General features: G+C 46.1%; 15 protein-coding genes. All 15 read right to left on the minus strand.

The window, feature by feature from the left end; translation table 11 throughout:
- Positions 1–23: 23 nt before the first annotated feature.
- Positions 24–1457, minus strand: coding sequence for a UDP-N-acetylmuramoyl-L-alanine--D-glutamate ligase (gene murD, locus J0B03_RS02245; RefSeq protein WP_207300262.1), 1434 nt, complete (start codon positions 1455–1457; stop codon positions 24–26).
- Entirely contained in the window at positions 1385–2335 is a 951-nt protein-coding gene (gene mraY / locus J0B03_RS02250) for a phospho-N-acetylmuramoyl-pentapeptide-transferase (protein WP_207300263.1), read from the minus strand. The genes murD and mraY overlap by 73 nt, the downstream gene beginning before the upstream one ends.
- The gene (locus J0B03_RS02255) at positions 2336–3721 is read right to left on the minus strand and encodes a UDP-N-acetylmuramoyl-tripeptide--D-alanyl-D-alanine ligase (RefSeq protein WP_207300264.1); all 1386 of its coding nucleotides are present in this window, start codon (positions 3719–3721) and stop codon (positions 2336–2338) included.
- A complete protein-coding gene (locus tag J0B03_RS02260; protein ID WP_207300265.1) occupies positions 3702–5189 on the minus strand; it encodes a UDP-N-acetylmuramoyl-L-alanyl-D-glutamate--2,6-diaminopimelate ligase in 1488 nt (495 codons plus the stop codon). The genes J0B03_RS02255 and J0B03_RS02260 overlap by 20 nt, the downstream gene beginning before the upstream one ends.
- Entirely contained in the window at positions 5186–7387 is a 2202-nt protein-coding gene (locus J0B03_RS02265; protein ID WP_207300266.1) for a penicillin-binding transpeptidase domain-containing protein, read from the minus strand. The genes J0B03_RS02260 and J0B03_RS02265 overlap by 4 nt, the downstream gene beginning before the upstream one ends.
- 15 nt (positions 7388–7402) lie before the next feature.
- Positions 7403–7867 (minus strand): septum formation initiator family protein, encoded by a 465-nt coding sequence (locus J0B03_RS02270; RefSeq protein ID WP_207300267.1) that lies wholly within the window; start codon positions 7865–7867, stop codon positions 7403–7405.
- A gap of 17 nt (positions 7868–7884) precedes the next feature.
- Entirely contained in the window at positions 7885–8820 is a 936-nt protein-coding gene (gene rsmH, locus J0B03_RS02275; RefSeq protein WP_207300268.1) for a 16S rRNA (cytosine(1402)-N(4))-methyltransferase RsmH, read from the minus strand.
- Between the two features lie 9 nt (positions 8821–8829).
- Positions 8830–9261 (minus strand): division/cell wall cluster transcriptional repressor MraZ, encoded by a 432-nt coding sequence (gene mraZ / locus J0B03_RS02280; protein ID WP_207300269.1) that lies wholly within the window; start codon positions 9259–9261, stop codon positions 8830–8832.
- A 132-nt stretch (positions 9262–9393) separates the two neighbouring features.
- Positions 9394–10149: a prolipoprotein diacylglyceryl transferase gene (gene lgt / locus J0B03_RS02285; RefSeq protein WP_207300270.1), complete on the minus strand. Its 756-nt coding sequence runs from the start codon at positions 10147–10149 to the stop codon at positions 9394–9396.
- A 106-nt stretch (positions 10150–10255) separates the two neighbouring features.
- Entirely contained in the window at positions 10256–10825 is a 570-nt protein-coding gene (gene pduL, locus J0B03_RS02290; RefSeq protein ID WP_207300271.1) for a phosphate propanoyltransferase, read from the minus strand.
- Positions 10826–10908: 83 nt separating this feature from the next.
- Positions 10909–12591 carry a DNA repair protein RecN gene (gene recN, locus J0B03_RS02295; protein WP_207300272.1) on the minus strand — a complete coding sequence of 561 codons (1683 nt, stop codon included), beginning with the start codon at positions 12589–12591 and terminating at the stop codon, positions 10909–10911.
- Between the two features lie 16 nt (positions 12592–12607).
- Positions 12608–13057: an arginine repressor gene (locus J0B03_RS02300; protein ID WP_207300273.1), complete on the minus strand. Its 450-nt coding sequence runs from the start codon at positions 13055–13057 to the stop codon at positions 12608–12610.
- A 25-nt stretch (positions 13058–13082) separates the two neighbouring features.
- Positions 13083–13937: an NAD(+)/NADH kinase gene (locus J0B03_RS02305; RefSeq protein WP_207300274.1), complete on the minus strand. Its 855-nt coding sequence runs from the start codon at positions 13935–13937 to the stop codon at positions 13083–13085.
- A gap of 50 nt (positions 13938–13987) precedes the next feature.
- Positions 13988–14782: a TlyA family RNA methyltransferase gene (locus J0B03_RS02310; protein WP_207300275.1), complete on the minus strand. Its 795-nt coding sequence runs from the start codon at positions 14780–14782 to the stop codon at positions 13988–13990.
- Positions 14775–15389, minus strand: coding sequence for a hypothetical protein (locus J0B03_RS02315; RefSeq protein ID WP_207300276.1), 615 nt, complete (start codon positions 15387–15389; stop codon positions 14775–14777). Before J0B03_RS02315 ends, J0B03_RS02310 begins: the two co-directional genes overlap by 8 nt.
- Positions 15390–15948 lie beyond the last annotated feature (559 nt).

A 15948-nucleotide genomic window follows, 5' to 3' on the forward strand; every position in this document is an offset into this window, starting at 1 on the left:
TTCGTCACCTGCACTGCTTCCCTTTACAATTGTTCCACCAGTTCCTTAAAGCGGGTTCCCCGCACTTCGTAGTTTTCGAACATGTCCCAACTGGCACAGGCCGGAGACAACAATACTGCGTCACCCGTTTGGGCAGTCTGTGCACTTCTTTTTACCGCTTCCTCCAGAGAAGAACATATTTCCACGTCTGTAAAATCCAATTGGAGCGCTTGTTCCTTGATTTTGGCTGCTGTTTCTCCGATCAAAAAAACCTTTTTGACCCTTCCGTGAAACTGCTGGATCCATTCCTTGTAATCTGCATTTTTGTCATATCCGCCGGCGATCAACACAACTGGAGCATTCATGGCTTTTAATGCAATGATACCTGCATCCGTATTGGTTCCTTTGGAATCATTGTAATAGAAAACGCCGTTTCGGCTGCCCACATATTCGATTCGATGTTCCACGCCGCCAAATTTGCGAATGGCCGATCGAATATGTCCGACCGGGACACCCATGAAAAAAGCACCTGCAGCCGCAGCTAAAATATTTTGTACGTTATGTATTCCCGGAACCTTCAATTCATTCAACCCCATCAAATCCAGCGTTTCGTTGTCCCTGGATAGCATGATCCGCTCTCCTGCAACGAATGCACCATCCTTCACCGGTCCTTTTGTACTGAAATAGAGGATCCTGCACTTCAAGTTTACCGATGCCTTTTGGATCAGAGGATCTTCCCGGTTGAGCAATGCAAAATCCATTGAGTCACAGTTTTTAAAAATATTCATTTTTGCGTCGATATAAGCATCCATGGTATGATGCCGATCCAAGTGATCTGGTGTGATGTTCAAGATCATTCCCAATTTCACCCGAAAGTCATCGATGGATTCCAGTTGAAAACTGGATAATTCCACAACAACAAGATCATCCTCGTCTACAAGATCCACCAGATCCATCAATGGATATCCGATGTTACCCGCCAAATACACACTGGAGCCGCTTTCTTTGAAAATTTCATATACCAGGGTGGTCGTCGTGGTTTTTCCATTGGTCCCTGTGATCCCAACCATGGGCGCCTTGATAAAACGATATGCCAACTCGATTTCCCCTACGATAGGGATCCCCAGTTGTCGCACGACATCTACTAAAGGAAGATCTGTCGGAACTCCCGGACTGATGATGGCTTCATCCACGGCCTCAACATCTTTCAGCTTCCAATCATCTTCTAGGAGACGAATTTTCCATTTTTTTGCCACATCTTCCCATTCCGACTGACGGATAACTTTTCTCGCATTTTTATCGTAGACCACGATGTCATGTCCCATCTCCAGCATTTTTTTTGCGCAAGCCAGTCCACTTTTTCCCATGCCAATGATCAGTTTCACTTCCATTGCACCTCCAGGTGTCACAATACGCTGGCAATAGCCAGTAGACCAAACAGCGCAGCTGCTGTCCAAAATACCAATACGACTTTCCATTCGCCCCATCCAGACAACTCGAAATGATGATGGATCGGCGTCATTTTAAAGATCCGCTTGCCTTTGGTGGCTTTAAAGTACAGCACCTGGATCGCCACGGAAAGGGTTTCCAGAAAAAACACACCACCTCCAATGAGCAGGACCAAAGGCGCGCCAGACAAGACGATCAATGCACAAAGCCCGCCGCCTAAAGCCATGGATCCGGTATCCCCCATGAATACTTTCGCCGGATGTATGTTGATCCGTAAAAATCCTCCTAGTGCTCCAACCAAAGCGGCTGCAAAAACGCCGATGGTGGACCATTCAAAAACCAGCCCCATGACAAGGAATATCAGAAACGCAAAAATAGAAACACCCGCCGCCAGTCCATCCAGACCGTCGGTCAAGTTCACGGCATTGACAAAAGACAAAACAACAAAAACTTGAAAGGGTATGTACCAGAATCCAAGATCCCAGGATCGCTCCACGAAAGGGATCATGATGGTCGAACCGACTTTCGAATAGCCGATGATGGAAATGACGATAGCCAATACCAGTTGAAATGCGATCTTTTGCCAGGCACGAAGTCCCAAATTGCGCTTTAGCACTACTTTTATGTAGTCGTCAATGAATCCGATGGCCCCGAATCCTACAAAAGACAATACCACGATCGCCAATCGATAGTCTTTTGCAGCCAGGATCGCTGTCGGGATCAGCGCTCCCAAAATAAATACGATCCCCCCCATGGTAGGCGTACCGCTTTTTGCCAAATGCCGTTGGGGTCCTTCTTCCCGTATGGTTTGCCCGAATTTCCATTTTCGAAGCAAGGGCAACACCATTGGTCCCATAACCAGGGACAATGCCAAACCAAGAAGTCCACTCCAAATATATTGCGTCATTTACTCTTCCTTCTCTTTCATAATCTTTACCACTTCATCCAACTTCATTCCCCGAGATCCCTTGACCAAAAACACTCCCGCCTGTCTCCAAAATGGCAGTAACGATTTCAGAAGGTCATCTCGTGTTGAAAAATATTTTGCATGATCGCTTTTCAATCCCAGGGTCAATGCCCCTTCTACATAATACAATGCGGCTTGACCATATGCAAATAGGTAGTCGATCCCTTGGTCGGCCAGATACGCTCCTACTTTTCGATGGTAATCCGGCCCTTCCGGTCCCATCTCCAACATATCCCCCAATATGGCAATGGTGGGAGCCGGCCCTTTGTACAATGCCAGCACATCCAGTGCACTTTCCATGGACTGGGGATTTGCATTATACGAGTCGTCGATAAGGATCCGGGATCCCATGGTTTGGATCTCCATCCGGTTGTCCATGGGAACAAAAGCGTTCAACCCTGTCTGAATTTCTTCCTTTGATAGACCCATCATCCTGCCTATGGCGATACCGACCAGACAATTGTACACATTGTGTCTTCCGGGAAGTGTGAAAAAGTAGATGTCCTCTTGATCTTGATCCTTTTCTCTTACCGTCATGGTCAGACTGATGGCGTCCATTTCATAACTCGTACATGTCCAGTCCAGGTCCTCCCCCTCCAGACCAAATAGACAGGCGTGATACTTTCCAGGCGGCAATTGTCGCAGATATGGGTCATCGCCGTTGACAAGAGCCGTTTGATCCGGTCCCAGTGTGGAAAGAATCTCCGCTTTTGCTTTTAAAATATTTTCCCTGCTCCCCAACTGTTCCATATGGGCAGTCCCGATATTGGTGATGATGGCATAATCCGGTTTTGCGATCTGAACCAAGGTTTCGATCTCTCCAAATCCGCTCATTCCCATTTCGAAGACCGCGACTTCTGTATCATCGTCCATGTCGAATACCATCAAGGGCATGCCGATGTGATTGTTCTTGTTTCCACGAGTGCCGATGGTTTTGTACTTCTGGGACAAAACCTCAACCAGGATATTTTTTGTGGTGGTTTTGCCGCTGCTGCCCGTCAATGCGATGACGGGAACATCGAACAAAGCTCTATAATAGCTTGCCAGTCGTTGCAGCGCCTTTATGGTGTCATCCACCTGAATGATCGTCAATCCTTCAATGGGATCAACCGGCTGCTGGCAAAGGGCCGCCGACGCTCCCCCTTCTTTTGCCGATTTCAAATGAAGGTGACCGTCTGTTTTTTCACCGGGCAAGGCTACAAACAGATCCCCCGCTTTTATTTGACGGGTGTCGATCTTGACGCCGGTGATCTCTTTTCCCAGATCCCCACCAGATGCGCTCCCGTTGATTACATTGCATATTTTCTCAATTTTTATGGGTTTCATTGCTATCTAATAACTCCTTTACAATGGCACGTTCATCAAAGGGCAGTTTCTTGTCGCCAATGATTTGAAGCGTTTCATGACCCTTGCCTGCAATCAGAACCAGATCCTCCGGCTTTGCCATTTTAAGCGCTTTGCCGATGGCGTCTTTCCGGTCTATTGACACTGTGTATTTATGCATATATTTTTTCATGCCTTCTTCGATCTCTCCAATGATGGCCGACGGGTCTTCTCCTCTGGGATTGTCGGAGGTGACGATCACAAAATCGCTGTTTTCCACAGCGATGCTCCCCATAACTGGACGCTTCTGACGATCCCGGTCACCTCCGCAGCCAAATACGGTGATGATGCGACCCTGGGATGTTTCCCGTAAAGTTTTCAATACCTTTTCCAAACCATCCGGGGTATGTGCAAAATCGATGATGACGCCAAAACCTTCCGCCGTTTGGATCTTCTCCATTCGACCCCGGATGCCCTGCAGCCTTTTCGCCGATTCCATCATCCCTTCGATTTTCAACGATTCCATTTTGCCTGCCAACACGGCACTGGCCAAATTGTACATGTTGAAAGCTCCTACCTGATTTGTGGAGATCTTTATGGATTCCATTCCACTTTTCAAAGAGAAAACACCTCCCTGATCTGTCAACTGATGGATGTTCAACAAAAATTCCCCACCGATGTCCATCCCGAAGCCTATCGCTCTTGTCGACGTTTTCTTTAACCCTTCATGGATCCGGCGACCATAAGGATCATCCGTGTTGATGACTGCATAGACCTGATTGTATCGAAAAAGCTTTTCTTTTGCAATAAAGTATTCTTCCATGGTATGGTGAAAATCCAAGTGGTCCTGGCTGATGTTGGTAAAAATACTGCCATGAAAGGACACGTCTTCCACCCGGTACAAGGCCAACGCGTGGGAGGAAACCTCCATCAGACAGTACTCCGCCCCCAAATCTGCCATTTCCTTGAGTATTCCATGGATCTCCACGGATTCCGGTGTGGTATGGGTGGCTTGGCCTTCCCAGTTTTCAAAATAATTCCCCAAAGTGCCGATGATTCCAACTCTTCGACCTTGATCCTCCAGCAGCTCCTTCAGAAAAAATGCCGTGCTGCTTTTTCCGTTGGTTCCGGTTATACCAATCACTTTCATTCTATTTGAAGGATATCCATGGTAACAAGCAGCTGCCGCGCTCATGGCTCTTCGAACATCTTTTACCAAAATCACTGGAATGGAATTCTCCGATGCCGTACGCTCCAATGCATTTCTATTTTCTGAAACGACAGCTACTGCCCCTCTACGAACAGCATCTTCAATATAGGCATTGCCATCGGCCTGAAATCCGCCAATGGCAAAGAATACATCTCCTTTTTTACATGTTCTGGAATCATAACACAAGCCTGCAGCATCGATTTGCCCATCTCCATGAAACCATTCCATGTGGACCTTCTGGAACAGTACGCTTAGTTTCATTCTTCCACCTCAATGTCGTTATCCGGCAAATGTTCAAAGACGACGGAAATGATGCTTCCCCTTGGCACGATAGTACCGGCTTCCGGTTCCTGCATTACAGCAAAACCGCCTGTTCCTTGAAAATCCATGATCAAGCCTCTCTGCTCCAGCATCGCAGATGCATTGTGGACCGTCAAGTCCAGTACATTGGGAACAGAAATCAAATCGTCACTTTCACCAAGTATTTGTCCCACTTCCAAAGTGATCTTCGTGTTTTCTTCCATTCTGGCTCCAGGGTTTGGCTCTTGATCCAAAACCCCGATCCCATTGCCGGAGTCCGTTCCGTTCAACTCATAAGATACACCTAGATTGTTCAAGATTTCCTTCGCTGTGGAAATGTCCAGATTTCGAAGATCCGGTACGATGTCCGTTCGACCAAAATCAACCGCATCTCCAACCGGAACATTCATGTACTTCAAAATATCGGTGATTATTTCCACGGCCGGTACTCCAGCAGTACTGGATCCTGTCACGCTGCCGCCGGTCAATGCTTTCGACGGTTCATCGACGATCACAAGCAAACTGATCTTTGGATCATCCACTGGTGCAAATCCGAAAAAAGAAGTTATGTACAGCTCATTGGAATACGCTCCATCGACGATCTTCTGCGCTGTCCCCGTCTTGCCGCCCATGGAAAACCCTTGGGTCTTGCTGGACATGGAGGCAGATTCCAAAATCACATTCTCCATTGCTTCTTTAAGCCCGTCTGCTGTCTTTTTTGATATGATTTTTCTGGACACGTCGGTCAGATAGGATTCAATGACCTCTTCTGTCTCGCTGGATCTTGTTTCCTTGACGACCGTCGGTTTGATATAATCGCCGCCATTGACAATGGCTGACAAGGCAGTGATCAATTGGATCGGCGTTACACCGATCCCCTGGCCAAAGGATTTGGTGGCATAATCCACCTTGTTGATATTCTCATTGACCGGTACGATCCCGTATTGTTCTCCGTCCAGTTGGATCCCGGTCCGATCTCCAAATCCAAAATTATATACATATTGATAAAACGTATCCGGATTCATGCGGAGGATCGTCTCCACCAGTACCGGATTGCATGAATTGGATATGGCTTCCAAGAACGTCTCGTTTTCGTGGCCTCTGGGATAGATATGGCAGCGTATACGGACCCCGTCCACCATGATGAACCCTTCGTCGTAAAATGCACTGTCCGGTCGCACTACGCCTTCTTCCAAGGCTGCAGCACCTGTGATCACCTTGAAAGTGGAGCCCGGTTCAAAATTGTAGCTTACAGAAGGATTGTTCCACATGATCTGTTGTTGTTCTCCAAGGTTTTTCCCTTCCAACTCCTTGACCAGGGCATCCTTGATCTCCTGGGTCACCGTACGCGGATCATTCAAGTCGTAATCCGGATTAGCACTCATGCCCAGTACCTCTCCTGTACCGGGATCCATGGCAATGGCGATGACACGTTTTGCACCAGTATCGGTCAACAGCTTCTCCGAAGCAGACTCCAAATAATGCTGGATGATGCTATCCAAGGTCAAGACGACATGATTTCCAGGCTTGGCGGGGATCAGGATCTGATATCCGGAAGGGACACGTTGATTTTTTCCATCTTTTTCATAGACAAGTACTCCGTCTTCACCTCTCAGATCATGATCAAAGATCCGCTCGATCCCATAAAGTCCTTGATGGTCCGTTCCTGTAAATCCCAAGACATAGGATGCAAAATTTCCATTTGTGTAATATCGCTTCTTGTCTTCCGAGATCTCCACACCGGCGATCTGTTGGTCTTTGATCAAAAAAGCTTTTTCATTGTCCACTTTTCTGGCGATCAATACCAGGGAGCGAGTTTCATCCCTGCATTTTTCGATGGTCTCCTCCAAATCGAGCTGGAGGATCTCACTCAAATAAGTTCCGGTCGCTTCCGGATCTTCCAATGCATCCGGTCTTGCGTATACACTGCTGGCAGATGCATCCTGGGCCAGCACATTTCCGTTGCGGTCATAGATATTTCCTCTGGACGCCGTTACCGGGATCTCCCCCATTAATTGGTTGATCTGTGCATCCGACAATTCCATGGATTGATATGCTTGGATATATGTAAGTCTTGCTGCAAGTACGACAAAAAGTATTGAAAAAACAAAAAAGGCAAAAATCAGCCTTTTTTTTCTTCGTAGTTGATACAGGGACATAATCAGACCTCCATATCAGTTGATCAATTTTGCGATCCAAGAAACCAGTTTGCTTTGGGATGCTACCGAAACTGTTTTTACAGCATTTCCTTCCGCTGTTCGTACTCCTTCGTTGATGGCGAGATACGTATATTGGTCACTGGCAGGTTCTACCATGCCCAGCACGCTTTTTGCATAATTCTCGATATGATTCAAGTCCAAACTGGATACGATCTGACCTTCCTTGGAATCGTTGATCATCTGAATTTCTTTTAAGTCTTTCTCCATTTGAACGATATCCTGATTTACAGCATTGATCCGAGAGTATTGGTACAATACACCCATCCCCATGAAAAACAGCACGAAAACCATCATCAGACATTTGGCCTTGGTCATGGGTTTCATCCGTTGTTTTTTTTCGTATTTGTTTCGAATGCGCGTAATAGCGATATCGTCGTCTTCCAGATAGTAATTATATAGTTTTTTCTCGGATATGACCATACCCTACACCCCTTGATTTAAATTTTTTCTGCAATTCTTAGTTTGGCACTTCTCGCTCTTGCATTGGATTCCAGTTCTTCCTGTCCTGCCACGATCGGTTTTCGGGTTATGATTTTGATGGTTGCTTCCTTCCCGCAACGGCACACAGGAAAATCTGGCGGACAAGTGCATGGATTTTGCAAGCTCTTGTATTTGTTTTTGATGATCCGGTCTTCCAGAGAATGGAATGTTATGATGGCCAGTCTGCCACCGGTTTTCAAACTCTTTACTGCATCTTCCACCGTTTGTTCCAATATTTCCAGCTCTTGGTTGACTTCGATTCGGATCGCCTGAAAAGTTCTTCTTGCCGGATGAGGTCCCACACGGCGAAATTTTGCAGGAATGGCGGATTTGATGATCTCCGCCAATTGGGTCGTCGTATCAATGGGTTTCTTCGAACGTGCTTCTACTATAAATGAAGCGATCCTTTTTGCGAATTTTTCTTCTCCGTACTGTCGAATCACTTTTTCCAGGGAGGCCAAGTCGTATTCATTGACCACATGGTATGCGGTGATCCTTTGTCGATCGTCCATTCGCATGTCCAGTTTTGCGGTGTTGTGGTATGAAAATCCTCGATCCACATCATCCAATTGGAAAGAACTCACACCCAGATCCAATAAGATGCCATCCACCTTGTCCGGTGCGTGTTGTTCCACGATGGCGGCCATGTTTCGAAAATTATCACGGACAAAAACGGTTTTACAAGTCACACCGAGAAGTCGCTGTTTCGCTCTCTCCAATGCATATGCATCCTGATCGATGCCGATAAGCACACCCTCTTTGCCAAGCTTGCTGCATATGGCCAAGCTGTGTCCCCCTCCTCCAAGGGTACCGTCGATGTAAACGCCATCTGCCTTTATGTCCAAACCTTCCAGGCATTCGTCCAATAAAACGCTTTCATGTTTTAAATCCATGGTTTTCACCTATATCCCCAACATGGCCATTTTTTCAGCAATGGCATCATAACTAAGATCGTCTTCCTGATTGTAATCCACCCAGTTGGTTTTGCTCCAGATCTCCAATCGTCCGGAAACGCCGATGACGTAGGTGTCTTTATCTATTTGCGCATACTCGCGCAGATTATTCGGGATCATGATCCTTCCTTGTTTGTCCAGTGCGCACTCAGCTGCACCTGCGAAGAAGAATCGGGAAAAAGCGCGGGCATCTTTGCTGGAAATGGGAAGGGTACGAAGTTTCTCCTCGAATTTTTCCCACTCATCTTCCGGAAACACAAAAAGACATTTATCGAGTCCTTTGGTAACGATAAACACTTCTCCTAATTTGTCTCTAAATTTCGATGGTACGATCAATCTTCCCTTGACGTCCAAGCTATGTTGATACTCGCCAATGAACATGTTCCCACCTCAATCCCCACTATACTCCACATTATACCACTATCCCCCACTATGTACAATAAATTTTGGGATTTTTAGAATAATTATAAAAAAAACCCGACTTTGACAGTCGGGTTGGTTTTCTTCTTATTTCTAAAGCAATTTTTGATCTCGTCTTCGTTTTTTTAACAGCAGGGTACACACAACGATGATCCCAAAACTGATCAGTTGTGCCACCCTCATGTTCATGAACATCAAGCTGTCGGTACGCAATCCTTCAATAAAAAACCGTCCTGTGGAGTAGAAAATGCCATAAAGCAGAATCAGTTCGCCCTCCACTTTCTTTTTTCCCCGCTCGAAATACAGCAAAAGAAACAAAACCAGCAGATTCCATATAGATTCGTAAAGGAAAGTAGGATGTACCTGGATCAGTCCTTTTGCCGGATCATTGACGGTGATCGCCCAAGGCAGATCCGTTTCCCTTCCATGGGCTTCCTGGTTAAAAAAGTTTCCCCATCTTCCAATGGCTTGCCCCAGGGGGAACGCCGGTGCAAATACATCCAGCACCGTCCAAAAATGAAGTTTCTTCAACCGACAGACCACATAACCGGCAATAAAAGCACCAATAAGTCCTCCGTGAATGGCCAATCCGCCCTCCCAGATCATGAAGATCTCTCGGGGATATTTTATATAATACTGCCACTCAAACACCACATAATAAAGACGGGCACCAATCATGGCGGCAGGAACACTGACCAGGACGATGTCGAGGATATCGTCGGCAATGATCCCCTTTTTCTTTCCTCTATATGTTGCTATGGCGATTCCAATTAGTATGGCTGCCGATATCAGAACGCCATACCATCGGATCTCTAATCCAAAAATTCGAAAAGCTATCGGGTCCGGCATGCAACCCCTCCTGTCCTTGTTTCATTCTATTCCATTATTATATCCAGTTGATAGTTTTGTTACAAGAAAAAAGCCCTGTTTTAACAGGGCTTAAGAAAGGATTAAGTTATAGGATCTCCACCAGCTGACCGTTGGAAACTCCTGCTGCATTGCCTTCTTCTACATCTACGTGCATCTCCAAGGCATACTTGTCGCTTACACGAACCAATACGTTGGAAAAGATCAGTCCACGCTTCCCGCCTACTTGCACTTGAACCTCGTCTTTATCCTTCAGTCCGAATTCCTTTGCATCATCCGTGTGCATATGAATGTGTCTAGAAGCAACAATGGCTCCTTGACCGATTTCCACAGAACCTTTGGGACCATCGATTTTTATGCCGGGTGAATCTGCAATGTCTCCGCTGTCTCGCACGGGCGGTTTGATCCCCAATGCATAACTGTCGGACACGGAAATTTCCAATTGGGTTTGGGGTCTCGTGGGTCCCAGGATCCGAACCCCTTTTATGGTTCCCTTGGGTCCGGAAACATCCACTTTTTCTTCACATGCATATTGTCCTGGTTGAGACAAGTCCTTCATGGGCGTCAACTCGTAATTTGCTCCAAACAACGTTTCCAAGTCCTCTGGCGACAAATGGATGTGTCGGTTGGACATGGCGATGGGTACTAGTTTTTTCATTATTAACCTCCAAGATTTAATATTTATCATTCTATCACAGCTGAAGTTTGTTTAAAAGATAACGATGTTGTTTTTTTTTGTATTTACAGAAGATCGTTTCGCTTCAACAATTCCATGGAAAGCTCTCTGCTTTTCGGGGTATCTTTGCCATCCATCATAACAGCCAGAGCTCGTATTCGATCGTCAGGTCCCAACTTTCGGAAAATAGTTTTTGTTTTTTCTCCGGTGGAATCTTTTGTTACTTCGAAATGGGTAGGCGCCATGGATGCAATTTGCGGCAAATGGGTGATGGCGATCACCTGGGCGTGGCGGCTCAGACCTTCCAGTTTCGCTCCAACGGAACCGGCGGCTTTTCCGCTGATGCCTGTATCCACTTCATCAAAAACCAGGCACTTGGTTCCCATGGTCAATCCGATGATGCTTTTAATGGCCAGCATGATCCTTGACACTTCCCCACCGGATGCGATTTTGATCAATGGTTTATGGGCTTCTCCCTTGTTGGTTCGGATAAAAAACTCCACCAGATCGGAACCTGTTGGGGAAAAGGAAGATTCACCCTCTGACCATTCAATGCTGATGTCCACATCGCTTTCAGGCATGGCAAGCTGGTGGAGTTGTTCGTTGATTTTTCCTTGAAAATCACGGCCCACCTTCTTTCTTTCTTCGTGAAGCTGGCCGGCTGCTTCCAAATAATCATTTTTTGCTTGATCCAGTGCTTTCTCCAGTTGGTCCAAAAATTCGTCTTTTCCCTCGATCCGCTGGATCTTTTCCTTCAGTTCTTCTTTATACGCCAAAACCTGTGTCAAATCAAACCCGTATTTTCTTTTCAATCCGTTGAGTTTGTTGAGTTTGCTCTGGGCCTGATTCAGTTCTTCATCGTCAAAGGCAATTCCTTCTTTGTAGTTTCTTATAAAAAAACTGATGTCTTCCAATTCGATGATCATTTCTTCGAGACGACGACCTGCGTCCTTTAGAAGGCCGTCGATCCGTTCCATTTCCTCCAGATCTTTCTTGGCTTGAAAAAGGAGACCCAATGCAGCATTTTCTCTGCCATAAAGGGATTCGTAAACCTGGATTGCATTGCGGAAAAGAACTTCTGCATGACTCAAGATTTTGATTCGCTCTTCCAAACGTTCGTCTTCATCCGGTTCAAAGGAAAGGGCATCGATCTCCTTGTGCTGGAATCGATACATTTCCAGTTCTCTTTCTCCGCGTTGGATGGCTTCCAACATGGCCCGTTTTTCTTGGCGCAGTTTATACCAGTTATCATGAGCCGTTTCCGTCTGTTGTTTCTTTTCTTGTATGGCTTCTGCTCCGTAGGAATCCAGGATCCCAAGATGTTCCTCCCGGTTCAAGATCAAATTATGATCTCGTTGGCTATGTATGTCCACCAGCTGATCTCCCACTTTTTTCAAATCGGAAACCGTGACCATCATGCCGTTGACACGACAAACATTGCGGCCATTCTCATGGAGTTCGCGATAAAGGATCAACGATCCTTCCACCTCGATCCCCATGGCATCCATTACTTTTTTCAAGTTATCTGGTACGATCTTATGAAAAAATTCTGCTTGCACCACCAGCCGGTCTTTCCCTGTCTGGATCATTTCCCGGCTTCCTCGGGCACCCAATACCATCATCAAGGCATTGATGATGATGGATTTTCCCGCACCGGTTTCTCCTGTGAGTACGTTGAGTCCCGGCTCAAATTCCATGCACAAATTGTCGATCAAAGCGTAGTTTTTAATATTCAATTCCGCGAGCATGGTTCACCACCCGGTTTTATTTAGTCAATTTCTTGAACTTCTCCATTGCCGGCATTACCTGTTCCTGTTCTCGAATAGCGACAAATATGGTATCGTCTCCTGCCAGACATCCAACGATTTCCGGCCACTCCAGCGAATCTACTGCTACAGAAGCGGCCATGGCAGCTCCCGAAAAAGTCTTCAAGATCACCAGGTTGCCGCTGTGGTCCACACTGATCACCGATTCGCGAAAAACATTCACGATTCGTTCATTCATCTGACTGTTGTTTTCTTTGAAGGACGCATAGTGATAAGATCCTCCGGACCCCATTATTTTGATCAGCCGCAATTCCTTGATGTCTCGAGATACGGTCGCCTGGGTCACATTGAACCCCAGATCTTTCAATTTTGTCGCCAATTCTTCCTGGGTCTCGATTTGATTGGATTCGATAAGCTCCAGAATTTTTTCCTGACGTTCTGATTTCATAGATTCTCTCCTCGTACCGTTGGATCTAGATCCGTTCGGATAGTTTTTTTCGTAAGATGTTAAAGAAATTATACTCCTTGAATTTGATCAACTTGACATTGGTCAGCGATTTCTTTATAAGAATGGGTTTATGATTGATCTCGAGAAACTTCTGCCCATCCACCGCCACGATCATATTGTTGTCTTTTGAATCGGCTTCAACACGTATGGTATTGGCTGCATCCAGCACAATGCTTCGATTATGGAGGGAGTGGGGACAAATGGGTGTAATGACATATACACTATCATTGGTTGGTTCAATAATGGGACCTCCTGCAGAAAGAGAATATGCCGTCGATCCTGTAGGTGTGGCAACGATCAATCCATCCGCTCGATACTCTTCGATCAACGTATCGTTTCCATAGACCCGGATGTCGATCAACCTGGTATTGGCTCCCCTGCTGATCACCACGTCGTTCAAAGCAGTGAATCCATGCTCCTTGGCATCAAATCCATCGATTTCCAAGTCGATCATCATGCGTTCCTCCACAAAATAATCCTTTTCAAGAAGTCGCTGGATGCTATCCACCATGCTTTTTTCTTCCACTTCCGCCATGAACCCCAGGTTCCCGTAATTCACACCAAACAAGGGGATCTTTCGCTCCCCCATTTTTCGAACAGCTTCCAGGATGGTTCCATCACCGCCAAAAACGATGATCGCATCCGACTTATCAAACATTTCCACGTCGTCGTTATCGATCTCTTGATCCTGGATCTCCCGTTTTGCGTTTTCCGATACATAGACGAATTTGCCGGCGTCTTTGAGCATTTTGATGGCGATCCGTGCATTTTCAAAACTATGGCTTTTGCTGGGATTGATGTACAACCCTATTCTTTTCATAAACAGCCTCCGTCACCGATCTATATTTATTATATAATGTCACATATTTATTACAAGGTGCTTTGGGCGTTTTTTACCACCAAATCGATTTCTGCAGACCACTCTTCATCCTCCGGAGAAGAATTCTCCAATAAAACCAGATATTCGATATTTCCTTTTGCTCCTTTGATCGGTGAAAAATCCAATCCGATGGGCTTCAGGCCATTTTCGACAAACGCTTTCAGCGTTGTTTCCAAAACTTCCCGATGGACCTCTTCGCTTTTTACGATCCCGTGCTTTCCCACTTTATCCTTGCCTGCCTCAAATTGCGGCTTGATCAAAACTACGGCCAATGCCCCTGCCTTTAAAAAGAGAAGCATGGATGGGATCAGCTTTGTTACAGAAATAAAGGAAACATCCATGACAAAAAAATCCACTTTTTCTCCAATTTCTTCATAGGTCAAATAACGAAAATTCGTCCGTTCCATGGAGATGACCCGTGGATCACTCCGAAGCTTCCAATCTAGTTGCCCATATCCCACGTCGATGGCATACACCTTGGCCGCTCCATTTTGCAGCATGCAATCCGTAAAGCCGCCGGTGGACGCACCGGCATCCATGGCAACCTTGTCTTTTAAATCAATGCCAAAGCGGTCCATGGCTTTTTTTAATTTCAATCCACCCCGGCTAACATATGGACAGTCTTTTTCTCGAACGTCGATTTGATCATCGTCTTTTACTTTGGTTCCCGCCTTATCGACGATTTGGCCGTTGACTGTCACGTTGCCTGCCATGATGTTCCTTTTCGCCGATTCCCGACTGTCAAAAAAACCATTCTCATGAAGATATACATCCAGTCTAGACACTGCCTTTCCCCCCTTTTCTAAATTCCATCGGGTGTTTTAGAAAAGCCAATACAGAGCCAAATCGATACACGATCTGCGTGTTGTGTTCCATAGCAATATTCTTTCCAAATGCTTTCCCACCGACCGTGAAAGCTGCGACAAACCCATTGATGATGATCACCAGTATGGTCGTGTCCCGCAAATTATACGAACTGCCAATTTGGTACACGATGCTGATCGCCGTTGCCCCACTGACGATGCCACAGATGTCTCCGATCACATCGTTGCAGAAATTGGAAACCTGACTTGCATTTTTGACGATCCCCACCGCTTCCCTGGCACCCCGGACCCGGTTTGCCGCCATGGAATTGAAAGGGGTCATGTTGGCAGAGGCGACCGCAATTCCCACCATATCAAAAAAAATCCCAATAGCAACTATTGTGATTAGAATACTGACTGAAAACAAAATTTTTGTATTTTGGATAAAAAGTTCCGTGATCAGATTGATGCCGATGGACAAAAAAAACGTCCAGATGGTAATGAAAATCATCCATCTTCGTTGTCTCTGCAGTTTCAATTCTTTTGTAGATTGTTTTGTGCGCCTCTTGGGCACCTCTTTCGAATTCAATACCATCCCTCATATCATAATAAAATATGGTGGCAGTGCAACAAGTAAACTTTGCGCCTTAGGTCCAGCAGGTTTTCCCAAAAAGAGACCGATTCGTCACCAAACCGGCGGTTTCCCTTGCCCTTTTTTCATTTTGTCACCAAAAATGAGGCTGGATTGCCACTTAGTACACACTGTAATCCTTGCTGCACTTCCTGCGGAACAGTCTAGGAGTTTTCCTCAACAGTCACATCGCTTCCTAGCCTCTTTTGCAAGACAGGTTTCGACGAGCAATACCCATTGGCTTGGAGCTCTCAAGCCGAATAGACTGATCCCATCATCTCCCTGTCTCACTCAAGGCAGGCTACGCTGCATCCATATCTTGCGCAAGCAAAACATTTCGGCAGGTTTCTCCCGATTGCTCGGGTCTCCGCGGAAGCAGGGTCCACGCCCGCATGCCATTGCGGATCGCCCCGTCTCCCTTTACTCCCTGTAAAAGCCCCCAACTGGGCGTCGAAAGCCAATACAAGAAACTTCATCGATGTGCCCTTCGACGGATTTTTAGCCCCGCCTTGAGAAG

It is taken from the genome of Alkalibacter rhizosphaerae, assembly GCF_017352215.1.
Classification (GTDB): Bacteria; Bacillota; Clostridia; order Eubacteriales; family Alkalibacteraceae; genus Alkalibacter; species Alkalibacter rhizosphaerae.

Coding starts and splice junctions, on each gene's coding strand:
- murD (WP_207300262.1), bottom strand. CDS start 1,457: ATGGAAAGTCGTATTGGTATTTTGGACAGCAGCTGCGCTGTTTGGTCT.
- mraY (WP_207300263.1), bottom strand. CDS start 2,335: ATGACGCAATATATTTGGAGTGGACTTCTTGGTTTGGCATTGTCCCTG.
- J0B03_RS02255 (WP_207300264.1), bottom strand. CDS start 3,721: ATGAAACCCATAAAAATTGAGAAAATATGCAATGTAATCAACGGGAGC.
- J0B03_RS02260 (WP_207300265.1), bottom strand. CDS start 5,189: ATGAAACTAAGCGTACTGTTCCAGAAGGTCCACATGGAATGGTTTCAT.
- J0B03_RS02265 (WP_207300266.1), bottom strand. CDS start 7,387: ATGTCCCTGTATCAACTACGAAGAAAAAAAAGGCTGATTTTTGCCTTT.
- J0B03_RS02270 (WP_207300267.1), bottom strand. CDS start 7,867: ATGGTCATATCCGAGAAAAAACTATATAATTACTATCTGGAAGACGAC.
- rsmH (WP_207300268.1), bottom strand. CDS start 8,820: ATGGATTTAAAACATGAAAGCGTTTTATTGGACGAATGCCTGGAAGGT.
- mraZ (WP_207300269.1), bottom strand. CDS start 9,261: ATGTTCATTGGCGAGTATCAACATAGCTTGGACGTCAAGGGAAGATTG.
- lgt (WP_207300270.1), bottom strand. CDS start 10,149: ATGCCGGACCCGATAGCTTTTCGAATTTTTGGATTAGAGATCCGATGG.
- pduL (WP_207300271.1), bottom strand. CDS start 10,825: ATGAAAAAACTAGTACCCATCGCCATGTCCAACCGACACATCCATTTG.
- recN (WP_207300272.1), bottom strand. CDS start 12,591: ATGCTCGCGGAATTGAATATTAAAAACTACGCTTTGATCGACAATTTG.
- J0B03_RS02300 (WP_207300273.1), bottom strand. CDS start 13,057: ATGAAATCAGAACGTCAGGAAAAAATTCTGGAGCTTATCGAATCCAAT.
- J0B03_RS02305 (WP_207300274.1), bottom strand. CDS start 13,937: ATGAAAAGAATAGGGTTGTACATCAATCCCAGCAAAAGCCATAGTTTT.